The following is a 22,364-nucleotide window of genomic DNA, read 5'->3' on the forward strand; positions in this document are numbered from 1 at the left end:
AGCCAACGGGCATATTCGGGCATGCTCGCGGCGGATTATCTGGCGGATACGATGCCTGATGAAAAAGCTCGCCTCTGGGAGAAGCGCCTTTCGCAGAGTTCAGACCCTGAGAGATTGCGTGTGACCCTGGCGCATTTTGACAATGAACTGGCGGGCTTTTCTTTCTTCCTGTTTGATCAGGAAACGCAGTTCGGAACATACCTCCATAATCTGTATGTCGACCCCCGCTTATCAGGGGAAAGGTGTCGCTCGCAGCCTGCTGGCGGCGGGTATTCAGCGGTTTTCACCGCAACAAAGAAACGGGCCTGTACACCTGCTGACTCTGGCCGACAATCATCCGGCGCGCCGGTTCTACGAGAAATTAAATGTCCAGATCATTGAGGAAAATCGAAGCGTGATGGCCAGCTACCCGGACTTGATTTTCGTCCGATACCAGTGGCGGAACGCTCACGAACTGGCCGCCACAAACTTCAATCCGGTGCGGGATTCCTAAAGCCCGGGCGATTCAAAAGTCGATCATAAACTTTGGGCACGTTCGGGAATTTGACAGCAAAGGGCAAAGTCAGGGGTATGCGTCTGTTCTCTCATTATAGCGCCCTCGCTATCTCTCTTTTTCCAGAAGGAGCTAACGCTAATCATCTCGAAAACAGTTCACCGCGCCGACAGCCTGCGGCGGTGTTTTGGTCGAAACCTCCGGGATTGCGCTAACGCAATCGGCCCTGCCATTGTGAACTTAAGCAGAAGAAAAGGGGGTGGAGTCCCATTTAATGACGAGATCGGCAAGGTTGAGAAGGGAAAATGAAGAATTCATAATTTCTAGGTCCTGAAAAAAGGCGGACCAACGTGTCTAGGACTTAGCAGTTCTGAGGACTTGGATATACTCCTGCAAACCCCTTGCGAAAAACTCGGTTCCCGCAAAAAATATACCGTAAGCGGATACCGCCAGCATCAATGTGAACACGATTGTGAAGCTGCGAATAACGTATCTTACGTATTTTATATCCGCGTGCTTTCTGTCCAGTCGGCCAAATTCCATGAGGAAAACTATTATATTTGCGAGTACCAGAAAAAAGAAGATAATGATCAACACGAAAGCCGAAAGGCGCAGCACAAATATCTGATAGGCAGGGTGTCCTTCGCCGACGTTCAGGAAGTGAAGCATGCCGCCAATCCCGGCACCGACCAACGCGCATGTTGCAAGAAGCGTTTGGACGAACGGCTGCCATCGCATGGACTCTCGGTGTTCAGATGTCTGTTGCTTCATGTCCCGGTCGTTATCCATTCTGCGCCCCTAAACGTTATGATGAAGACGGGGGTTTATGGAATCGGACAGAACATAGCAAGAACATATATGAGCAAGATGTGGGAATTCTACAAATCTGGGGCTCTGGACACCGAGCATGTCGTCCCTGGGGCGCACTTTCATTGCCCCGCGTGCCGTCACGCCGTTCACGGCATGGGATTTGACGATTGCCCGCTATGGCATTTTCGGCCTGACCTGTCTGCTGCTGGTGGCTGATCGACGGTTCGGCCCTTGCCGGCATTGCTCGCTCACGGCTCCTGATCGGTTTGCTCCTCGGTGGGGCTGGATATGTCGGATACTTCATCAGTGTGGCCTTTGCCGTTCAACTCGCCGGCGCAGCCGTGCCGCCAGTCATCATCGGTACAATGCCGGTGTTTCTGGCCATCACCGCCAATATCAGGGACCGCTCCGCACCATGGAAGGCGCTCCCGCTTCCCCTAGCACTGATCGCAATCGGCGTGGCGATTGTGAACGCTGCGACGATCAGCACGGCCGACGTTGGGGATAAGTCATCGATCTTACTCGGAGCTCGCCAGTTCGGCGGCGTTGGCGATCTGGATCGCCTATGGTCTGGCGAATGCGGCTGTCATGCGATCGGCAGACGCACCGGACGGACTGCAATGGACAGGGTTGCAGGGAATCGGTGCGGCGATCGGAAGTCTACTCCTGTTGCCGTTGGCTTCGTTCGAACTCGCGGACACGGCATCCGCTTCGGAAACCGCTCGCTTTTTCGTATGGGCGCTGGTGATGGGGCTGGCTGGCTCGTGGTTTGCAACCTGGTGCTGGGTGGTCGCTTCCCGTCGTCTGCCGCTGGCGCTCGCGGCCCAACTCATTGTAGCTGAGACGATCTTCGGCCTCGCCTACGGCTTCATGTTTGAGGGCCGTTTTCCAATCCCTGCTGAAGCAATCGGGGCATCTATGCAGTTTTGCGGTGTTTGTCTGGCCATTTCAGTATTCAGCAAGCGGCGATCGACGACAGCGATGAGAACATCCTGACATTTACGAAAGTGCTTCAAGCGGTTGGTGTCAGATCCTTTTCAAAGCGATAGGTAGACACCATGAATTTCTTATCGACGGTCTTTGGTGTCCAAAGGGCATCTTCAAAAGAGTGCGCGAGAATCCATCCCTCCCGCTCATAAAATCGTTCAGCTCGGACATTGCCCGCCGTACAGAACAGCACTGCCCTCGTTATCCCCGCGCCATGCAGCAGTCTTTCCGCGTGTGAGAGCAAGGCATGGGCTACACCGGTCCCGCGAGCGCGTGTGCTGACATAGAGCTTGACGACCTCAGCTCTCTTCACCGACACAAACCCGAGCACGCGATCGTCTTCGGTCGCGACATAGAACGTGTCTTGAGCCTCCTTTAGCCAGAGACTGAAATGGTCTTTGGTCCGAAACGCCAACACCTCAGAAGGCACGATGTCGGCATGTGCGTCGTGCCGTCCCTGGTGCCAGAACTGGACGATGCTCTCATTATCGATAGTTTTTGCCGGGCGGATTTCGAGCATAGGCTCCCTTTCGCTAGGTTGCTGCAGGAGACGGTCGCGAAACTCCGAGTTCTGCGGGCCGAAATTCCCCTGATGATTCAATGGCGGCTGTTTTAACGCAAACGTCAGGAGCGAACTGAAAGAACAAGGAGAAGCAAGGAGAGAAAACCTTATTCGCACACCGGCCGTCTCGTCGCCGCTGTCGCTCAACCGCTCCCTCCTCAACCCTGTCCGTAGTTCTCGCAAGGCTTCGCCCCGCTCGAACTGACGGGCAGGGCCGCTCGGGCGCAGTTGCGCCGGTCCGTCCGCTCTGCGGTCCGGGAATTGTCTTCGCAAAGAAGTGAAGACAGGAAGTGGTGGCGACCGCCGCCCCGAAACCCCGAAAGAGCAAATCCCATGCAGATCCTCAAAATCGATCCCCGTGCGCTGAAGAACAATCCCGACGACGCGCGCCGGTCGAAATCGTCACCGCAGGCCGATGCGCTGCTGCTGGCGACGGTCAAAGCCGTTGGCATCATCCAGCCACCCATCGTCGCGCCGGAAACCGATGGCGGAAACGGCTACATCATTCAGGCCGGGCATCGGCGCGTCGCCCAGGCGATAGCCGCGGGCCTCGAGGAAATCGACGTGATCGTCCGTGAGGCGGCCAATGACAACGGCGCCATGCGCTCGATGGTCGAGAACATCGCCCGTGAGCCGCTCAATCCTATCGATCAGTGGCGCGGCATCGAACGGCTCGTTGCCCTCGGCTGGACCGAGGAAGCGATTGGCGTGGCGCTCGCCTTGCCCGTCCGCCAGATCCGCAAACTGCGGCTTCTCGCCAATGTTCTGCCGTCCATGCTCGATCATATGGCGCTTGGCGACATGCCGAACGAGCAGCAGCTGCGCACCATCGCCGCCGCATCGATCGAGGAACAGAGGCAAGTCTGGAAGGCCAACAAGCCGAAGAAGGCCGAGCGCGCCGACTGGTACAACATCTCACGGGCGCTTTCGAAGACCCGCATGCTCGCTAAGGATGCGAGCTTTGGCGACGATCTCGCTGCCGCCTACGGTATCGAATGGGTCGAGGACCTGTTCGCGCCGGCCGATCAGGACAGCCGCTACACGACCAATGTCGAGGCCTTCCTCGGCGCCCAGCAGGAATGGATGACCAGCAACCTTCCCAAGAAGGGCGCGATCGTCGAGGTCAATAACTGGGGTCAGCCGGAACTGCCGAAGAAGGCCGAGCGCATTTACGGCAAGCCGTCGAAGTCCGACCATATTGCCATGTATCTTGACCGTGACGGCAAGGTGCAGTCGGTTGCTTTCCGCATGCCCGAAGACAAGAAGAAGAGTAAGGGTGATGCTTCCGCTGGTAACGATGCGGCAGGAGCAGTCGATGATCCGATCATCGACGCACCGAAGCCGCGGCCGGATGTCACCCAGAAGGGTCAGGACATGATCGGCGACTTCCGCACCAATGCCCTGCACGAGGCGCTCGGCCGCGCGCCAATCGAGGACGACATGCTGATGGCGCTGCTTGTTCTTGCCTTCGCCGGTCGGAACGTCCGTGTCGATTCCGGCGTCAGCGACAGCGTGTACGGGCCGAAGCGCTTCGGGCGCCATGCCGCCCGGCTGCTCTCCGAGGACGGCAAGCTCGCTTTCGACATGGAGACGGTGCGTGTCGCTGCCCGCTCGGTGCTGATCGACGTGCTGTCATGCCGGCGCGGCATGTCGAACAGTGGCGTGGTGTCGCGTATCGCCGGCGACGCCATCGGCGCCGACAGCTTCCTGCCCAACATGGGTTCGGAAGATTTTCTGTTGTGCCTGTCGCGGCAGGCGCTGGAGGCGGCGGCGAAGGAGGCAAACGTGCTCCCGCGCGAGAAGGTGCGGGGGACGCGGGCGGCTCTTGTCGATCATTTCGGTCAGGAACGCTTTGTCCACGCTTCCGCGCTCTTTGCACCCGACCGCCAGGACGTCACCGATCTGATCAAACACGGCGAGGCTGTGGGGGATGAGGAGGAGGCCGACATCGAGGGCGGCACTGAGACTGCGGCCCTTGAGGAAGAGAGTGCCGATCCCTTCGAAGGTGAGGACGATCTTCCCGATGCGCTCGACGAGGGATCCGAAGCCGGCGCGCCGGACGAGGAACAGGACGCTTACGGGATCGCCGCGGAATAGCCGCTTCCAATTCCTCTCCGAATGCAGCCCCGCCGCCGATGGTCTCTATCGGCGGCGCTTCTGTTTCCAGCATCCCCTCAAATTCAGGGAGAAGTCGCATGTCTGCACATCTCGCATTTCTGGCACCGATCGGCACCATCCTTCAATGGTCCGACGGCACGCCGCGGCCACCCGAACGGCATCGCAAAAAGCTTTTCGCCTGGAAGACCAACAATAGCTCCGGCCGGTTGATCCGCAAGCAGGACGAGCGCGCCACCGGCAGCATCATCCTGCCGGCAAACGTCACGCTGCACGAAGGCGATTTTGGCGGCGGCGGTGTTATTACCATCCGCATCCACCGTACGTTCTCGCTTGAAACCAAATTGACGTTCCGCGTTGTCGAGCGTCCTGCCACAGGCAGTTGCCGCGTCTTCGACCGTGCCGGCGACACTGCCGAACTCGTGCATCTGGCGGCGAACCGCGCGGCGGCGAAAGACTGGCTGTCGCGGCACGGTTACCCGTCCGCAGTCCTTGAAGACGTGACCGCCGACGAGATCGCCGCCGATGTCGTCGAAGGGAGGGTCGCAGGATGAAGGGTCCCACTCCTGAAACGGCCAGTCCATCCACCCCTGACACATCAGGGATCGAATTTGGAAGAAGTGCAGACGGCCTCACCGTGGCGCGCATCGGAGACCTTGTCTTCGCCATGATGCCAGCGCGGAACGGTCAGTATTTTCTGAGCTCCGCATGGCAGGTTCCACGGCCACTTGCCGATCTCAAACGGGAGGACTTCTATTCTCATCACGGGAGGATCGAGGATGAGCCGGTATTTCGTGCGCGGATGTTCGAACAGGCCGAGCATAGCCGCGAGCTGCTTCTCCTTGCACGCAGACCCGCGCGGATACACTGCAACACGCCCTGGGGTCCGTCGCAAGGCGCGACGATCTATGCCGAGGGTGTGGTTTTCCACACCACGGTGGGACATGGCGGCTTCAAACTCTCGGCTGAGCGCAACGCCCGGGTCCATCCGATGTTGGGTCGCGACAGCGGATTTTATGAAGAGGATGCCGAGTGGGCCATCGTCGCGCTGACGTTTCCGGATCTCTTCACCGTGTTCGAGCGAAAATGCGCAGACAAAATGATCCGCGATTGCTGGCCGGACGCATGTGAGGCAGTCTTCGGCCGGGTTCTCGTTCCCGGTGAATCCATGGAAAAAGATCGGCGGGCCTTCGAGCTGCGACATGCCAACGACTGGGTCGTGATCTCCGCGCTTCGCTCGGACCATCATCCCGGCATGACGGAGGTCATCGCCACGCGTGGTGGCAGGCGCGATCACGGTGTGGAGGAACGCCGCTTTCTGGTGCCGTCCGTAGACTATCAGGCCGGCGGTTTCGGCTTCGTCATAGACGAGACCCGGTATGCGGCATTTGACGGCCCATCGAGCTTCGCATCATGGAACGGGAGGGATGCGGCATGATCTCCTCCATCGACCACCACGTGGAATTGCGGCGCATGGAGGACGCCTGCCGGCAGACGCGGCACCAGATCGGCATGATCGAGCGTCAGATCATCCGCAAGATGACCGCCCTGATACCATCGCTTGGCGCGCGCAAACCCAGGAATCGACGTGGCAGACCGCATGAGCCGGACGCGTTCCTCAACCGCTATCGCACCAATCTCGCCGCCATCACCGCCGAGCGGCAGCCGGAAATCGATGCGCTCTCGAGGAAGCTCGCGCGGCAGGAAGCGGCAATTGCATCCTTGCGTGCCCGTACAGCTCTCCCCGGCAACGCTGGTCAAACTGCGCCGCAAGCCAGCGGTGACGTCCGGCGCCTGTGATGGCTGGCAAGTAAGGCAGGGAGGTAGGAAGGGTGGATTGGCCTGGCCTGGCCTGGCGCAGGTCTTGCATGGTTTCCTCTCCACTTCGGTATCCGAGGTTTGCCTCTGGCCGTTCCGTCCTTCGGTTTCGTGGCGGTCTGAACCGGCGCCCGTTCGGTTCAAGGCCGCTGTCGCGCCGCGGGGCGGCCGGTCATGCCGCTCTCGACAAAGCAGGCACGCGGGCTTCGCAAGGGCTTGGGCAGCCCCGCTTGACCGCATGCCTTCTTCGCTCGATCTGGCCTGCCCGGACCCTGAACCGCCCGGTTTGCGCCGGTTCCTTGTCGCCGCACCGAAGGACGGAACGGCCAGGGGGCCGACGCTTCGGTGAAGCAAGAAGGAAACCAATCATGGCAAAGTCCACCACCCAGTCCCGCCAATCAGCTCGCCCCTCCGCGCGCGTCGTGCCGCTGCGCAAAGGCGCCACCCTCGAAATGGTCCGCCTTGCATGCCCCGACGAAACCCAGGCGCTCCGGATCGCCGAAAGTTTTGGCACCGCCATTCTCGATAGCGACGGCATCCGCGACATGCACGAGCGCCTGATCGTCGAGACCGCAACTGCTCTTTCCGATGGCCTTGGCGAACGGGCGATGCAGATCCATCTGCAGCGCATCGTCGGCGCCTATGTCGGATCGGCCCATGGCGCTGGCCAGTTCTACTCCCGCGCCGTCACTGAGGCGCGGGACGCCACCGCCAAGAGTGCTGCGGATGCCCGCGACGAGGATCTCGACGGTCCGGTCGGTTACGACAGCGCCGCCCAGCGCAAGCGCGAATTCGCAGCTGACATGGGTATCCAGGCGCATGCGCTCAGAATGGCAGCCGTCGGCGCTGTTGCTGCCTATGAGCAAGTGGTCGGCGAAACCTGGAAGCCGTTCGACCGCCCGGTCGAGAACCCCGGCCAGACGCTCGACCGCAAGGCAGCCGCAGCGCAGCTATCCGCCTTCGAGTAACACCCATCGCGGCGGGGCTCCAGCCCCGCCAGACCTTCACATAGACGGTTGTCCTGTTTTCGTCAGAACTGCATGCTTATATGCGAGGAGATCGATTTCGAAAGGATATCCATGGAAACCGTTTCAGCCCCCAGGACCAAACCTTGGCCGAAGTCACAGGGACCCGTGTTGGCCAACGCCTCCGATTTGCGAAAGGCCGCGGCCATCAACGCGCTTCTTTCGACCCCGGCGCCGGTTCTTCCCGTAAAAGACGGTGATCCGATCCTACCGTTTGTGATCGGCATATTCGATACGTTCCGCTCCTCGTTGCAACCCGATGTGCCGGCAGTGCGCCTGCGCAGGGCGATTGCCGCCTATGCGCGCTCGAAGAACTATCTGCTGGCGAGCGCGCAGCCGGACGCCATGCGTCATGATGCAACCGGTACACCTGTCACTCCGGTCGATGAGGCGGATCGCCTGTCAGCGCAGTTGCGCGTCGAGGAAATCCGGCGAGAGAGACAGACGTCGGCAGAGGCTGGGCGGACCGAAGAGGTTGCAACCGGGCCAAGCCCGGACAAGTAGTTTCAAAGCCGGGGAAATCCTCCCTTCGATCATGCGCGTATGAGAATGCGGCCTTGCAACGGATACAATTGTTGCTTCATTCTGCAGCCATCACATGCGGAAGGAGCCGGATAATTGAGTGATACAAGGAAAGCCCCGCACGCGATCGACGTCGAAGTCGGCGCCCGTATTAAGCTGAAGCGGAAGCTTTTAAGGATGTCCCAGCAGTCATTGGCGGGCAAGCTTGGCGTGACCTTCCAGCAGGTCCAGAAATACGAGAAGGGCGCCAACCGCGTGGGCGCCAGCCGCCTCAGCCAGATCGCGACGGCGCTGGATGTTCCGATGTCCTATTTCTTCGACGGAAACCAGGGTGGGCGGCAAGACGACGATAATCCCCATATCACACGCGAGACCGACGAGGTTGCGCTGTTCCTGTCTTCGAGGGAAGGCTTCAATCTCAACCGCGCCTTTATGCAGATCCCTTCGGCTGCCGTGCGGCAGAAAGTTGTCCTGCTGGTGAAGTCGCTCGCTCGCGCCGAGGAAGAGGCGCAATAATCGGTCTCATCGCGACCCGTCCCGCCTCCGGTCCTGCCGGGGCTAGGGTTTCGCGCAAGGGCTTCGCCCTCCTTCACGTTGTTACGGCGCGTTCCGCGTGCGCTCATCCCTGATCTGCCCGGCTTTTGGACCACCGCGACGGGGTCGCGATGGTCGCGACCTCCGAAAACGGAGGTTCAACGAAATGAAGAGAAATAAGCAGGGCGAACGCGTCGATCTCTATGCGCGGATCACCGACAGGATCGTCGCTGACCTGGAAAAAGGCGTGCGTCCATGGATGAAGCCGTGGTCGGCCGTAAACACGACGGGACGGATCAGCCGGCCGCTACGCCACAATGGCGAAGCCTATAGTGGCCTCAACGTGCTGCTGTTGTGGTCGGAGAGCACAGCGAGGGGCTATGTCTCGCCGACATGGATGACGTTCAAACAGGCCTTGCAGCTGGATGGAGCTGTTCGCAAGGGCGAGACCGGAACGACGGTCATCTATGCAAGCCGCTTCACCAAGTCGGAGACCGACAGCAATGGCGGCGAGGTGGAGCGCGATATTCCGTTCCTTAAATCGTACACGGTGTTCAACGTGGCGCAGATCGACGGCCTGCCTGACCACTATCATGGCGTACCCGAACCGCTCCTGAGCCCGATCGAGCGCATCGGTCACGCCGACGAGTTCTTCCGCAATACCGGCGCAGTCATTCGGCACGGCGGCAAACAGGCATACTATTCTCCGGCCATGGACTATATCCAGATGCCACCGTTCGAAGCCTTCCGCGATGCCGCCGGGTATGCGGCAGTCCTCAGCCATGAGGCGACCCACTGGACGGCGGCAGAACATCGCGTGGGACGCGACCTGTCGCGCTATGCCAAGGACCGGACGGAGCGAGCGCGGGAAGAACTCATTGCCGAACTTGGCAGTTGCTTCCTCTGCGCTGACCTCGGTATCGCGCCGGAACTTGAGCCGCGGCCGGATCACGCGTCCTATCTGCAGTCATGGCTCTCGGTGCTGGCCAACGACAAACGGGCAATTTTCCAGGCGGCCGCCCATGCGCAGCGGGCGGTCAATTATCTCCACGGTCTTCAGCCAAGGGCGGATGCCTGCGCGACGAGGGAGGTAGCGTAATCGCGCTCGTCTCTTTTTGGGCGTCCTTTGGTTCGAGCAAAACAATAGCTTTCTGTGGACCTATCCGCCCCATGGGAATGTGACCTACAATCTAGACATTCCGGACAATCTGTACTATCTATCGTGGTAGATGATAGGAGCAGGAACATGGTCACATCCGTCAGAAAATCGTCAGCAACCTCCTTGTCTGGGTTGAACCCGGCGGCCATTGCCGACGTCGTCGAGGTCCTCGCCCGTCATAATCCACGTCTTTCCAAGACGGCGCTTGCCGCGACGGGGCGTGTCGTCGCCGCAGTCACCGCAGCAACCGCACGTCTTGCCGCCGACCAGCAACGCCGGCTCGTTGCCGACGAGCGCGAGCTGGCGCAAGCCGTCGCGGTCGCGGTCGCTGGCCTCATCGCGGAGGCGGACGTCCGCCTCGCGCCGCTTGCGGTTGGCAAGTCCGTCGAGGTCAGTCAGGGCGCCGGTCTTCCCGCGCCCGTCGATCTCGATGAAGGAAGGCGCAGACTTGCAGCTTTTGCAGAGCCGACGCGTCTCGAGGACTGGGCCGGTCCTGTCGCGGGACCGGCCGAGATCGAAAAGACATTTGGCACGAAACGGTCGACGCTGCACGACTGGCAGAGGCGTGGCGCGGTGATTGGCCTGCTGAGGGGCGAACGCAAGCATGTCTTTCCATTGGCGCAGTTCGTCGATGGACGCCCGGTAGAGGGCATGGCTCAGGTGACGCGGATCATCGCCAATCCTCGTGTCGCCTGGCAGTGGTTGATCCGGACAAAGCCCGATATCGGCGGCTCACCGTTGGATCTCATGAAAAATGGTCGTCTGGACGAGGTCCTTGCTGCGGCCGAGCGTGATTTCGGCTGACACTGTGAAGCTCGATCCCAAAACAGTTGCCGATCTCGCACTGGCGTTTCGGCCGAATGCCTGGTTGCGCGTTTTGCCGCGTGCTCACATGGCGACGCCACTCGGCATGGGCTTTGGCAATAGCCGCTTTTCCAGCCCACACAGGCGATTTCGCCTGGCCTACATCGCGCAGGATCTGCCGACGGCGATTGCCGAAACGATCGTGCGTGACCGCTTCGAGGGCAGCGCCGACCGGGTGCTTGATGAAACAGAGTTCGAAGACTGGGCGATTGCCGAGGTTTCCGCTGTCGATCCCTTGACCGTCCTCGATCTGAGAACCACCGGTCTGCTCAAGCTAGGAGTTAGTACCGATGCTGCCCGTGCGAAAACACACAACGATGGGCAGGCGCTGAGCGAGGCCGTCTACGGGTCCTTCGATGCCGACGGATTGTTGTACGCATCGCGGTTGACAGGCGCCCATTGTCTGGCGGTCTACGACCGTGCGGTGACGCGCAAGCTCGCGGCGACGCCGGCAATCGAGCTTCTTCGACACCCGGGCCTAGTTCCTGCACTGAAGGAAATCGGTGTCTCGGTCCGGAGCGCTCGCTCTCCTTGAGAGGTATCCTCACTTTCGTTCATGGCCGCGACATGGATCCGTGGACACACCCACCGTCGACCGAGGGGGCGGCATCAATCAGCTGCGATTGAGTGCAGGACAGAATATGCTGATCGCAAATTCTGGAACGGACAGCGCGGCTTGTCCGGTCCGGTGTCAGCGGACACGATCTTACCTCGTGCGGGCACGAAACGATGTTGTTGTGACTGGCCCCTGCGTCTTGCCAACAACGGATAATTTTTGGCGAACAAGAGCATGCATGGACGACATGTAACCGATCTGAAACCGGAGCCGCCATCGAGACGGAAAGTTCGGCGACGCTCTGCGGACTCGTCGCATTGGCCCGGCAAATTCCCAAACGATCGATGTGGCCATTGCTGCCATCCATTCGGGCATAGGAAGTGGGCGCGGCCAACGCGGCCTCGATTTGACATGTCTGATCGAAGAGCGGCTGCGCCTCGATCGTTCGCCCGCAACGGCATCGCCACCTTTCTTCCCCTGCGACCTGCGTTCGCATTCCTCGCGGTCCAAGAAAGCCGTCTCCCGCCGCCCTCCATTGCATTCCGGTCCCTGGGGATGCGGTCCGATCGTCCCCGATCAAATCGACAGTCATCGAGGACGCGATGGTCGCGGCCCGATCAAACCGAAAGGATCACGACAATGGCAATCATCGGCGAATTCACCACCAACGGCAACACCATCCTCGGCCACGTACGCACTCTGACGGTCTCCATGAAGGCCCGCCTGAACCCGATCGAACGCACATCCCGCGACGCTCCCGACTTCCGGATCATGTCCGGAGCGGCCGAAGTCGGCGCCGCCTGGAGCCAGGTTTCCGGCGACGGAGAGCCCTACATCTCGGTCAAGCTCGACGATCCGAGCTTTCCGGCCCCGATCAATGCGGCACTTTGGCCGACCGAGAGGGAAGGCGACTATACGTTGGTCTGGAACCGCCCGAAGCGCGACGCCTGATCAAAGACGGAAGCCCTGCCGGAAACGGCGGGGCTTTTCCCTTGTTCAAACCAAGAAGGAACCGGGCATCTAGCCCGCTTCTTCTTCCGGTCGCGATACGGAGAGGCGGGGTCTGCTCAGAGTGACCAATCGTGCCGCGAGCAAATGCCGGCCTCAAGGACTTCGCGTGGCCCCCCGATTTTGCTTCCGCTCCGGTTCCCTGCGCTTCAACAAAACCGGCACCCCACTCGCCGCCTCTGGCGGTCGCCGACGCGATCCCTGACCCCGTCATTTCCTCACGCCCCGCGGCGTCATCTTTCTCAAACGTCAAGGAGATGACGATGCTACTGGAACAACATATCGAAGAACTGCGCCCCGAGATGAACCATTGCCACCCTGACGAGCGTCGCCAGATTGCCGCGGAGCTGGAACTGGCTCTGGCCGAACTGGCCGTTATCATGGCCGAGCAGGACGGTTCCGTTGACGCCGTGCCGCCCTTCTGAGGGTGGCATACACCCGCAATGCTGCCACCACCGTCCGATTGCCATCGAGATCGAGATCAGCTTAAGCGTGATGGCAAGCAGCGCCGATGACGCTGCGCCGTCTGCCTTTGGCGGCTCCCCCCTGATGACCCCGCTTACCGCGGTGCGGCTCACTTGTTCAGCACATCTTTCAGTGCTTTGGCAGGCTGAAACGTAAGCTTCTTCGCAGCGGCAACCTTGATGGTGGCGCCGGTTGCCGGATTGCGAGCCTCACGCTCCGGGGTATCCTTGATCTTGAACTTGCCGAATCCCGGGATAGATGTTTCCGCTCCGGACGTGGCTGCCGTCGTGATCGACGCGAAGACGGTTTCGACGATCGATTTCGCCTGGGCTTTGGTCAGGTTCTGTTCGGATGCGATCTTTTCGGCGATTTCATTGGTTGTGGTCATGACGGTTTCCTCGTTAAAGACGGGAAAACCCTTTCAGGCGATCGTTACGTTGTCATGCGGCGTTGTCCTTAGAGTGGCGCTCCTGCAGGGGTTTCCACAGCTTCTTGCCGGTTGATAGCCCCTTTTGCGCTTCTGCAGTAACAATTCGAGAAAGCGCGATATCGCATCATTCTCATTGCCGAACACCTCGGTCATCTCCCCGCCCGCCTTGCCGATCCGTCCCCATGTCCGTACCAACGCGGTTTCTCCGAACAGGGTTGGCCGGATCGCAAGCGCGTAATATCGGGCCATGTTCCTGTTGGCGTCGATCCTCTGGCAATAAAGCTGGTAGTGATGAATACCCATCCCCGCATGATCGTCGATCTTCACGCTACGGTCCAACGACACTTCTGAATCGAATGGCCACTTTCGATTCATTTTCGTGATGAATATCGGTAATCGGCTCCGGTTGGGTGAGACGGCTTCGCCGCACGGTTCTACTCGCTCCGCTCACCGAACCCGCAACGCGGTTTCGGCCGATTCCGGTGACGATCCTCTCGCGGAAACACTACGGCGGATGCAGGCAGGCGACCTTTCAGTGCATATCGCCGCCACACCAATCGATCCGGGGGCTGCCCCAGCGTCGGCCAAGCTTCTCCCGCACCAGCTGCTCGCCGAGCGACTTGCCTGCGCGTGAAACGATACGCAGCTTTCGGCCATAAGGATCTTCGTCCCGTACACCAGCCACCAGCGAAAATTCGGCCGCCGCATTGAGCAGCTGGAGCAATCGCAACTTTGCTGCTTCGCCGGCCAGGCGTTCCTCTTCACAGGCCGGCTGCGAGATTTCCGGCGCGTCGATATCGGCAATGCGGATCTTGACGCCCTCCAGCCAGAAGGTGTCCCCGTCCACAACGCAGGTCGTCCGTCTTCCCGTATCGCACAGCGTGAACGACGCTCGGAGCTGATCGCCCGTTTGTGCCGTCCCGATCATTGCGCAAAACAGCACGAGCAACCACACTGACTTCCGTGACGAACGCCGGATTTTGTGAGCTGGTTGACAGGTTTCGTTCCTTGCCATCGAGGCCATGGACCTCACTTCACCGTTCATCATCAATATCCCAGATATCCAAGAATATCGGCGCCAGAATATTCTCCCGCCTCATCGACATAAGCGATGACATCACCGGTCTGCAGATCGATGATGGCGCTGTCGAGCTGGCGGGCAACGGCGTCGATCTCGTGGATGCGGCATTCTTCGATTGCCTCTTCAGCTGTGACCTGTGCTTCACAGGCTTCCCAATATCTCATGGTTGCTCCCTCGATCTAATTCAAAGCCGGATTGTCCGTGCCGAAAGAGTTTTTCTGAAACCGGTTCTCTGCGACACAGGCCTTCATGTCCTCGCGCCGGAACCACATGGCGCGCCCGCATCGAAGGGGTGCATTGCCCGAGGTGAAGACAATCTGTTCATCGGCGCGCATCCGCAGCACCTCGTGCGGCAGGATCAGTGGTCGGCGGCTCAACTGCTTGGACCGCGACCGCGACGATCCCTTCATTCCGGACGATCTGTTGGTCTGATCGACCTCAACGGTGGTGTCGCCGCAGCGCTTCGAGATATAGTCGGCGGTGTCGGGATCGTTGATTGCAGAAAACGAAATCCAGGATGCGGATTCGAACCATTTGCTCGTCGCATCACGCCCTCCATAAGCCTCGCGCATCTGGCCGAGCGACTGGAAGATCAGCGTTAGCGTGATGCCATATTTGCGACCGGCATCGCGGGCCGTTTCAAGGATGCGCAGGAATCCGAGACGGGCCACTTCATCGAACAGAAATAGCGTGCGCCCCTTCACATCACCATTGCGATTGTAAATGGCGTTGAGCAGCGAGCCGATGACGACACGCGCCAGGCCGGGATGCGCTTCCAGCACCTTCAGATCAAGTGCGATGAAGATGTCCGTTCCGCCCTCGGCGAGATCGTCAGTTGAGAGACTGTCACCAGAAACGAGGGCGGCATAGTTCGTGTACGACAGCCAGTGTGTTTCCTTGACCGCATTGGCGTAGACACCGGAAAACGTCTCCGGCGTCATGTTGACGAAAACCGCGACGTTCTCCTTCACGAAGTCGGATTCCGACTGTTCATAAATCTTCGTCAAACGTGCCCGAAGCTTGGGCTCCGGTTCGGAAAGATTAGCCCGGACACGGCGCAGCGTCTGCTCTTTCTCATCGGTATGGCCGGACAGACAAACGTCGGCGATGAGTGCGGTTAGAAGCTGCATGGCCGAGGCGCGAAAGAAGTCGTCGCGGGCGGACGCTGTGCGTGCATTGTCGGTCATGATCCAGGTGGCGACGGCGACGATGTCTTCTTCCTTCGTATTGCCATGACGGCCAATCCAGTCCAGCGCATTGAAGCCGACACCAGACGCTGTGGGATCGAGCACGATCACCTTCCGGCCGGCCTGGCGCCGGTGCTCGCTGACCATCGGAGCAACCTCGCTTGACGGATCCAGCACAACGAGACCGCCGCCCCATTTGAGCGCGGTCGGTATTGTTACTGAGGTCGTTTTGAATCCACCGGAACCGGCAAAGACGATGCCATGCGACGAGCCGAAGGAACCATCGAAGCAGAGCAGTGGCGCCTTGCCGCCGCCGCCCCAGCTTTGCTTGTCATCGGCCCGGAACGGCATGGCGGCAACACTATCGCGATCAACGCGATACCGCTCGCCGATGACGATGCCGCCGTGCTCAGGAAACAGCGTTCCGGCCTCCTGCATCTTCATCCAGTCGGCCTCGCCATGGACTGCACGCCTGCCACCGATCCGCTTTGGTGCAGCCATTGCGAAGGCTGCATTCCCCTTGATCGCAACCCGCAAGGCAAAGACGCTTCCGATGAAGGCGACGCCAACGCCAATCATCGTTGCCGGATCGGCATATGCGAGAACCGTTTGGCCAGCTGGCACATTGCCGGCAACACCAGCCAGGCGGATCGTTTCGCGTGTCATGGCGATGATGATGACCACAGCACTTCCTGCCAGAACGCTCAAACCGGCCACCTTGATATGCGTCGAACCATTGGCGGCAAAGAGCGCGACGACGCCGATCGCGGCAGCCACCACATGAGGCAGGGCGAGACCAGCCCTTCCCAGCATCAGCTTCGCTTGCGCTGATGTTCCGAGCGCCGACAACCGATATTCCATGCCTGACGTCAGGATCATCGCCGCGAGCATGATCGCCGCGGGCAGGATTGCCAGTAGCAGCCTATTCGCCCTCATTGCCAAAGGCCTCCGCGCCGATTGCCGCCAGCCGGGCCTTCTCCGTCTCGTCGCCCCTGATCCGTCTGTTGGCGTCGATCAGCAGGCCGAGCAGCAGAGAACGCTTCTCGTAGCGCAGTCCGGCTTTGACGATCAGGCCGCCGAGTTCGATTTTTTCGCGCGTGCCCTTCTTGCGCGCATCTGATGTTATCGTCTTTGCCATCCGCTCAAGCCTCACCAATGCCGCCCGCATCCGCGCCAGACGACTGCGCCGTGGAGGCCCCGCTTGCGTTTCGGCCATCTCCGGAATCCTTCTTTCCGGTTGCAATACCTTTGCCTCCGCGAAACCGTTTGGCGATCTCCTCCAAGGCCGCCTGAAGGTCCGCCTCGTCGATCTCGATCTCCCCGAGGCCGGCTTTCAGTGCGATGCGACCAACGCGTTCGGCCTCACGGGTCTCGGCCTGCTTGAGCTGATCCTGGAGTCTTGCGATTTCCTCCCTGATCTTCGATGACGGCTTCTTCATTCCGGTTGCTCCTTTGAACTCTGGGCGTTGCTCTTGCGACGCCCAGAGTCTCCCGGATGCGCTGGAAAAGACATGTGCAGATCTGCACATCGGCAGATCGCTCGCTTTGGTGGATGATCCCGACTGTTCCGAAGGAATGGCTCCAAGGGTCCAAGGGCGCAATTATACGTCGTGGCGCGACGTCTTGCTCAGAGGCCCGGAATCGCCTGGCCGCTCCCGACGAACAAGGTTCGAACCGGGAGCTTTTATCGCCGTGGCCATCGCACACTTCTCAGCCAGCATCATCAGCCGCGGCGACGGCCGCAGCGTGGTGCTGTCCGCGGCCTACCGGCACTGCGCGAAGATGGAATACGAGCGTGAAGCCCGCACCATCGACTACACGCGCAAGCAGGGCTTGCTGCATGAGGAATTCATGCTTCCTGCCGATGCCCCGAAATGGGCGAAAGCGCTCATTGCGGATCGTGCGGTTTCGGGCGCGGTCGAAGCCTTCTGGAACAAGGTCGAGGCTTTCGAAAAACGCTCCGACGCGCAGCTGGCCCGCGACCTGACGATTGCACTGCCGCTGGAGCTCACACCCGAGCAGAACATCGCCCTGGTCCGTGATTTCGTCGAGAAACACATCCGGGCGAAAGGCATGGTCGCCGACTGGGTCTACCACGACAATCCCGGCAACCCGCATATCCACCTGATGACCACATTGCGGCCGCTGACCGAAGATGGTTTCGGATCGAAGAAGGTGGCGGTCACCGCCAAGGACGGCCAGCCTGTCCGCACGAAGTCCGGGAAAATCCTCTATGAGCTCTGGGCCGGATCGACGGATGACTTCAACGTGCTGCGCGACGGTTGGTTCGAACGGCTGAACCATCATTTGGCGCTTGCCGAGATCGATCTTCGCATCGATGGACGCTCCTACGAGAAGCAGGGTATCGAACTTGAGCCCACCATCCATCTCGGCGTTGGCGCCAAGGCGATCGAGCGCAAGGCGCAGGACCAGGGCGTCCGGCCAGAGCTTGAGCGCATCGAATTGAACGAAGAGCGGCGAAGCGAAAACACGCGCCGCATTCTGAACAACCCAGCCATCGTGCTTGACCTGATTACGCGCGAGAAGAGCGTCTTCGATGAGCGCGATATAGCCAAGGTATTGCATCGCTATATCGACGATCCCGCATTCTTCCAACAACTCATGGTCAGGATCATCCTGAACCCGGAAGTGCTGCGGCTGCAGCGCGAAACGATCGATTTTGCGACCGCAAAGAAAGTGCCGGCGCGTTATTCGACGCGAGCGATGATTCGGCTGGAAGCGACGATGGCGTGGCAGGCAACATGGCTGTCGAACCGGGAGGGAAGGGGCGTTTCCCACTCCGCTCTCGAAGCCACGTTCAAGCGGCATGAGCGGCTGTCCGACGAGCAGAAAGCAGCGATCGAGCGCATTGCAGGACCTGCCCGTATCGCCGCCGTCGTCGGACGCGCGGGTGCTGGCAAGACCACGATGATGAAGGCGGCGCGGGAGGCGTGGGAGCTGGCCGGATATCGTGTCGTTGGTGGCGCGCTCGCCGGCAAAGCGGCGGAGGGCCTTTCGAGCGAAGCCGGCATCGAGAGCCGCACGCTCTCATCCTGGGAGCTGCGCTGGAACCGCGGTCGTGACGTGCTCGACAATAAGACCGTCTTCGTCATGGACGAGGCCGGCATGGTAGCCTCGAAACAGATGGCGGGCTTTGTCGATGCCGTCGTCAGGGCAGGGGCAAAGATCGTGCTGGTCGGCGACCCCGAACAGCTGCAGCCCATTGAGGCGGGCGCTGCCTTCCGCGCCATTGTCGATCGGATTGGTTACGCTGAACTCGAAACGATCTATCGCCAGCGCGAGGACTGGATGCGCAAGGCGTCGCTCGATCTGGCGCGCGGCAATGTCGAGAAGGCGTTGGCGCTCTACAATGCCAATGCGGGAATTGTTGGCGAACGTCTGAAGGCGGAAGCGGTTGAGCGCCTGATCGCCCACTGGAACCATGATTACGACCAGACGAAGACGACATTGATCCTCGCCCATCTGCGCCGCGACGTGCGCATGCTCAACGTCATGGCGCGCGAGAAGCTGGTCGAGCGCGGCATCGTCGGCGAGGGCCACGTCTTTAGAACGGCTGACGGCGAACGCCGTTTCGACGCAGGCGATCAGATCGTCTTCCTGAAGAATGAGACCTCACTTGGGGTAAAGAACGGCATGATCGGCCATGTCGTTGAGGCTGCGCCGAACCGCATCGTTGCGGTGGTCGGGGATCGGGATCATCGGCGGCATGTTGTGGTCGAACAACGCTTCTACAGAAATCTCGATCACGGCTATGCGACGACCATCCACAAGTCTCAGGGCGCCACTGTCGACAGGGTCAAGGTGCTGGCCTCTCTGTCGCTCGATCGGCATCTGACCTATGTCGCGATGACCCGCCATCGCGAGGATCTTCAGCTCTATTACGGGCGCCGTTCCTTCGCCTTCAACGGTGGCCTGGCAAAGGTTCTTTCTCGAAAGAACGCCAAGGAGACGACGCTCGATTACGAGCGCGGCAAACTCTACCGCGAGGCCCTCCGCTTTGCCGAAAACCGTGGCCTGCACATCATGCAGGTGGCTCGAACAATGCTGCGCGACCGGCTCGACTGGACGCTGCGCCAAAAAACAAAGGTTTCCGATCTCGTTCATAGGCTTCGTGCGCTCGGTGAGCGCCTCGGCTCCGACCAATCCCCAAAAACCCAAACGATGAAGGAGGCCGCGCCCATGGTCGCAGGCATCAAGACATTCTCCGGCTCTGTTGCCGACACGATCGGTGACAAGCTCGGCGCCGATCCCACGCTGAAGCAGCAATGGGAGGAGGTCTCGGCGCGCTTCCGCTACGTCTTCGCCGATCCCGTAACCGCCTTCCGCGCCATCAACTTCGATACGGTTCTGGCAGATAAGGAGATGGCGAAGCAGGTCCTCCAAAAGCTTGAGGCGGAGCCGGAGACTATCGGTCCATTGAAGGGCAAGACCGGCATTCTGGCAGGCAAGGCAGAGCGCGAGGCACGTCGCATCGCCGAGGTGAATGTGCCTTCTCTCAAGCGCGATCTTGAGCAATATCTTCAGATGCGCGAGACTGCCACGATGCGGCACCAGGCGGACGAGCAGACGCTGCGCCAGCGGGTCTCGATCGACATTCCGGCACTGTCGCCGGCAGCGCGTGTTGTGCTGGAGCGGGTGCGTGACGCCATCGACCGCAACGATCTTCCGGCGGCGATGGCCTACGCGCTCAGCAATCGTGAAACCAAGCTCGAAATCGACGGGTTCAGTCAGTCGGTTACGGAGCGGTTCGGGGAACGAACGCTGCTGAACAACGCCGCGCGCGAGCCTTCCGGAACGCTGTACGAAAAACTCTCTGAGGGCATGACGCCGGAGCAGAAGCAGCAGCTCAAACAAGCCTGGCCGGTGATGCGGACAGCGCAACAGCTCGCGGCCCACGAGCGCACCGCTCAATCGCTAAGGCAAGCCGAGGAACAGCGTCTAACCCAGCGCCAGGCACCGGTGCTGAAGCAATGAGACGGAAGAGGATTCTTCAGTTTCTCGCGGGCGCCGCCGTCGTCATGTCCGTAGTGACGGCGACGGCGTTCACGGGTGGCTATCGCCTGAACCTGACCCCAAGCGAGCCGCTCGGCCTCTGGCGTATCGAAGAGCTTCAGCGTCCGGTCGCGATCGGCGATCTGGTGTTTTTATGCCCACCCATGACAGCTGTCTTCGCAGACGCATGGCGGCGCGGATATCTGCGCCGAGGGCTTTGCGCCGGCGGCTTTGCGCCGCTGATCAAGACGGTCGCAGCACTTCCCGGACAGCGTGTCGACATCACCGATCGCGTGTTCATCGACGGTCGTCTGGTTCCCGCATCGTCTGTGTGGCGCACGGACGGCGAGGGCAGGATGCTCTTGCCTGATCCCGGCGGCGTTGTGCCGCCGTATCATCTCTTCCTTCACTCATCCTTCGCGAGCTCCTATGATAGTCGATACTTTGGCCCGGTTCCGGATTCCGGTCTGGTCGGCCTGGCGCGGCCGGTCCTCACCTTCGATCCGTGATCGCGGTGACGACCAGAGGAACGAGCGCTGGAAACCCATCCTTCTGATCATCGCCTCGATTGCCTGTGGGAGGATCGGCTGGAGCGGCGAGGTGCTTCTTCTCCCGCTCGCCATGTTCTTTCCGTTGCTCTGGGCAATGGCGCCGTCACGTATGATCGCCGCACTTGTTGCGGCGGGCTATTTCCTGGCGGCCTCGCGCGGATTGCCGCAGGGCGTGGCGAACTTCTATGCCGCCGATCTTTGGCCCGGTCTGGCGCTTTGGGTGATGGCTTCCGCATCCTTCGTCATCGTCCATGCAGTGTGCTGGACGAAACCTCGTGGCGGAGACTCTTCGGGGAAGAGGGGGACGGACGCGGCGAGAGCGCTCCGCTATCTGCTCGCCATGGCGCTGACAGGACTGCCGCCATTTGGCATCACGGGCTGGGCGCATCCGCTGACAGCCGCCGGCGTCTTGTTTCCCGGGCGGGGTTGGTCAGGCCTTGGCGCGACCGCGATCCTGTTGGTCCTCATGACCGGTCGAAGATGGCAAATCGCGGTCGCAGTCCTCGGAGGACTTTACGTCTGGTCCGCCACGAACTGGACGCCCCCGAAACTAACACCCGGATGGATGGCCGTCGATCTGAAACGAGGGGGAGACCTTGGGCGCGATGGCTCGCTTAACTATCACCGTGACCTGATCGCGACAGTGCGTCGGACGATTGCTGAGCAGCCGGACGTACATGTTGCGGTGCTGCCCGAAAGTGCGCTCGGCTTCTGGACGCCGACCGTTGCGCGGCTCTGGCGTGAAGGTCTCCGCGGCTCGGACCGCATCGTCATCGCTGGTGCTGCCGTCGTCGATCCCAAAGGCTACGACAATGTGATGGTGGCGATATCGGCCGATAAATCGAACATCCTCTATCGCGAGCGCATGCCGGTTCCCGGATCGATGTGGCAACCATGGTTGCCATGGACCGGGCAAGGAGGTGGCGCGCGGGCCGACTTCTTCGGCAATCCGGTGGTTGAGGTTGACGGAGCAAGGGTCGCGCCGCTGATTTGCTACGAGCAGCTCATTCTCTGGCCGATCCTTCAATCGATGCTGCACTCGCCCGAGGTGATCGTTGCCGTCGGCAATGGCTGGTGGACGGAAAACACATCGATCGTCGCAATCCAAAAAGCGAGCGTCTCAGCCTGGGCAAGGCTCTTTGACCTGCCCGTCGTTATGACCTTCAACACATAGGGAGTACCCG

At 60.5% G+C, this 22,364-nt stretch carries 26 protein-coding genes; 17 read left to right on the plus strand and 9 right to left on the minus strand.

The annotated features are described in order from the left end of the window. Nucleotides 1–142 precede the first annotated feature (142 nt). Entirely contained in the window at nucleotides 143–493 is a 351-nt protein-coding gene (locus G6L28_RS21495) for a GNAT family N-acetyltransferase (protein WP_234888328.1), read from the plus strand. 354 nt (nucleotides 494–847) lie between these two features. On the opposite strand, the gene G6L28_RS21500 is transcribed toward G6L28_RS21495, so the two are convergent. Further along, complete coding sequence (locus tag G6L28_RS21500; protein WP_012478109.1) at nucleotides 848–1,282, minus strand: hypothetical protein; 435 nt, start codon at nucleotides 1,280–1,282, stop codon at nucleotides 848–850. 329 nt (nucleotides 1,283–1,611) lie between these two features. On the opposite strand from G6L28_RS21500, the gene G6L28_RS22995 reads away from it, so the two are divergent. Further along, nucleotides 1,612–2,145, plus strand: a complete 534-nt coding sequence (locus G6L28_RS22995) for a hypothetical protein (protein WP_234902684.1) — start codon at nucleotides 1,612–1,614, stop codon at nucleotides 2,143–2,145. 170 nt (nucleotides 2,146–2,315) lie between these two features. On the opposite strand, the gene G6L28_RS21510 is transcribed toward G6L28_RS22995, so the two are convergent. Then, a complete protein-coding gene (locus G6L28_RS21510; protein ID WP_234902685.1) occupies nucleotides 2,316–2,999 on the minus strand; it encodes a GNAT family N-acetyltransferase in 684 nt (227 codons plus the stop codon). 186 nt (nucleotides 3,000–3,185) lie between these two features. On the opposite strand from G6L28_RS21510, the gene G6L28_RS21520 reads away from it, so the two are divergent. The 12 genes from G6L28_RS21520 (at nucleotide 3,186) to G6L28_RS21575 (ending at nucleotide 12,878) form a co-directional block, all read left to right on the plus strand. Beyond that, the gene (locus G6L28_RS21520; RefSeq protein WP_065657586.1) at nucleotides 3,186–4,949 is read left to right on the plus strand and encodes a ParB/RepB/Spo0J family partition protein; all 1,764 of its coding nucleotides are present in this window, start codon (nucleotides 3,186–3,188) and stop codon (nucleotides 4,947–4,949) included. A gap of 98 nt (nucleotides 4,950–5,047) precedes the next feature. Beyond that, a complete protein-coding gene (locus tag G6L28_RS21525; protein WP_065657587.1) occupies nucleotides 5,048–5,521 on the plus strand; it encodes a hypothetical protein in 474 nt (157 codons plus the stop codon). Continuing rightward, nucleotides 5,518–6,405, plus strand: coding sequence for a DUF7007 domain-containing protein (locus G6L28_RS21530; protein WP_065657588.1), 888 nt, complete (start codon nucleotides 5,518–5,520; stop codon nucleotides 6,403–6,405). Before G6L28_RS21525 ends, G6L28_RS21530 begins: the two co-directional genes overlap by 4 nt. Beyond that, on the plus strand, nucleotides 6,402–6,767 hold the full coding sequence (locus G6L28_RS21535; RefSeq protein ID WP_065657589.1) for a hypothetical protein: 366 nt from the start codon (nucleotides 6,402–6,404) through the stop codon (nucleotides 6,765–6,767). Before G6L28_RS21530 ends, G6L28_RS21535 begins: the two co-directional genes overlap by 4 nt. A 386-nt stretch (nucleotides 6,768–7,153) precedes the next feature. After that, entirely contained in the window at nucleotides 7,154–7,753 is a 600-nt protein-coding gene (locus G6L28_RS21540) for a hypothetical protein (protein ID WP_065657590.1), read from the plus strand. A gap of 165 nt (nucleotides 7,754–7,918) precedes the next feature. Next, on the plus strand, nucleotides 7,919–8,314 hold the full coding sequence (locus tag G6L28_RS21545) for a ProQ/FINO family protein (protein ID WP_233284305.1): 396 nt from the start codon (nucleotides 7,919–7,921) through the stop codon (nucleotides 8,312–8,314). 114 nt (nucleotides 8,315–8,428) lie between these two features. Next, on the plus strand, nucleotides 8,429–8,848 hold the full coding sequence (locus G6L28_RS21550) for a helix-turn-helix domain-containing protein (protein WP_065657591.1): 420 nt from the start codon (nucleotides 8,429–8,431) through the stop codon (nucleotides 8,846–8,848). A gap of 184 nt (nucleotides 8,849–9,032) precedes the next feature. Continuing rightward, entirely contained in the window at nucleotides 9,033–9,965 is a 933-nt protein-coding gene (locus G6L28_RS21555) for an ArdC family protein (RefSeq protein WP_065657592.1), read from the plus strand. A gap of 147 nt (nucleotides 9,966–10,112) precedes the next feature. Then, on the plus strand, nucleotides 10,113–10,829 hold the full coding sequence (locus tag G6L28_RS21560) for a hypothetical protein (protein ID WP_065657593.1): 717 nt from the start codon (nucleotides 10,113–10,115) through the stop codon (nucleotides 10,827–10,829). Then, complete coding sequence (locus G6L28_RS21565) at nucleotides 10,801–11,424, plus strand: RES family NAD+ phosphorylase (protein ID WP_080728845.1); 624 nt, start codon at nucleotides 10,801–10,803, stop codon at nucleotides 11,422–11,424. The genes G6L28_RS21560 and G6L28_RS21565 overlap by 29 nt, the downstream gene beginning before the upstream one ends. Before the next feature lie 660 nt (nucleotides 11,425–12,084). Then, the gene (locus tag G6L28_RS21570; protein WP_003517402.1) at nucleotides 12,085–12,396 is read left to right on the plus strand and encodes a DUF736 domain-containing protein; all 312 of its coding nucleotides are present in this window, start codon (nucleotides 12,085–12,087) and stop codon (nucleotides 12,394–12,396) included. A 320-nt stretch (nucleotides 12,397–12,716) separates the two neighbouring features. Further along, nucleotides 12,717–12,878 (plus strand): hypothetical protein, encoded by a 162-nt coding sequence (locus G6L28_RS21575; RefSeq protein ID WP_174000891.1) that lies wholly within the window; start codon nucleotides 12,717–12,719, stop codon nucleotides 12,876–12,878. Between the two features lie 149 nt (nucleotides 12,879–13,027). On the opposite strand, the gene G6L28_RS21580 is transcribed toward G6L28_RS21575, so the two are convergent. The 7 genes from G6L28_RS21580 to traC form a co-directional block, all read right to left on the minus strand. After that, entirely contained in the window at nucleotides 13,028–13,306 is a 279-nt protein-coding gene (locus G6L28_RS21580) for an HU family DNA-binding protein (protein ID WP_003517400.1), read from the minus strand. Nucleotides 13,307–13,339: 33 nt separating this feature from the next. Beyond that, complete coding sequence (locus G6L28_RS21585) at nucleotides 13,340–13,651, minus strand: WGR domain-containing protein (protein ID WP_172691063.1); 312 nt, start codon at nucleotides 13,649–13,651, stop codon at nucleotides 13,340–13,342. Nucleotides 13,652–13,880: 229 nt separating this feature from the next. Continuing rightward, nucleotides 13,881–14,393, minus strand: coding sequence for a thermonuclease family protein (locus G6L28_RS21590; RefSeq protein WP_234902686.1), 513 nt, complete (start codon nucleotides 14,391–14,393; stop codon nucleotides 13,881–13,883). A 2-nt stretch (nucleotides 14,394–14,395) separates the two neighbouring features. Further along, on the minus strand, nucleotides 14,396–14,593 hold the full coding sequence (locus tag G6L28_RS21595; RefSeq protein ID WP_012478133.1) for a hypothetical protein: 198 nt from the start codon (nucleotides 14,591–14,593) through the stop codon (nucleotides 14,396–14,398). Between the two features lie 15 nt (nucleotides 14,594–14,608). Next, on the minus strand, nucleotides 14,609–16,552 hold the full coding sequence (gene traG, locus G6L28_RS21600) for a Ti-type conjugative transfer system protein TraG (protein ID WP_065657594.1): 1,944 nt from the start codon (nucleotides 16,550–16,552) through the stop codon (nucleotides 14,609–14,611). Then, nucleotides 16,539–16,754, minus strand: coding sequence for a type IV conjugative transfer system coupling protein TraD (gene traD, locus G6L28_RS21605; RefSeq protein WP_065657595.1), 216 nt, complete (start codon nucleotides 16,752–16,754; stop codon nucleotides 16,539–16,541). The genes traG and traD overlap by 14 nt, the downstream gene beginning before the upstream one ends. Before the next feature lie 4 nt (nucleotides 16,755–16,758). After that, entirely contained in the window at nucleotides 16,759–17,055 is a 297-nt protein-coding gene (gene traC, locus G6L28_RS21610; RefSeq protein WP_065657596.1) for a conjugal transfer protein TraC, read from the minus strand. A gap of 253 nt (nucleotides 17,056–17,308) precedes the next feature. Between traC and traA the strand changes: the two genes are divergently transcribed. The 3 genes from traA to G6L28_RS21625 are packed head-to-tail and all read left to right on the plus strand — an operon-like array spanning nucleotide 17,309 to nucleotide 22,354. Then, nucleotides 17,309–20,611: a Ti-type conjugative transfer relaxase TraA gene (gene traA, locus G6L28_RS21615; RefSeq protein ID WP_172691051.1), complete on the plus strand. Its 3,303-nt coding sequence runs from the start codon at nucleotides 17,309–17,311 to the stop codon at nucleotides 20,609–20,611. Nucleotides 20,612–20,655: 44 nt separating this feature from the next. Beyond that, on the plus strand, nucleotides 20,656–21,138 hold the full coding sequence (gene traF / locus G6L28_RS21620) for a conjugative transfer signal peptidase TraF (protein WP_410171771.1): 483 nt from the start codon (nucleotides 20,656–20,658) through the stop codon (nucleotides 21,136–21,138). Further along, nucleotides 21,059–22,354, plus strand: a complete 1,296-nt coding sequence (locus G6L28_RS21625; protein WP_081307303.1) for a conjugal transfer protein TraB — start codon at nucleotides 21,059–21,061, stop codon at nucleotides 22,352–22,354. Before traF ends, G6L28_RS21625 begins: the two co-directional genes overlap by 80 nt. The last annotated feature ends 10 nt before the right edge of the window (nucleotides 22,355–22,364 follow it).

This window comes from Agrobacterium larrymoorei (assembly GCF_013322225.1).
GTDB lineage: Bacteria > Pseudomonadota > Alphaproteobacteria > Rhizobiales > Rhizobiaceae > Agrobacterium > Agrobacterium larrymoorei_A.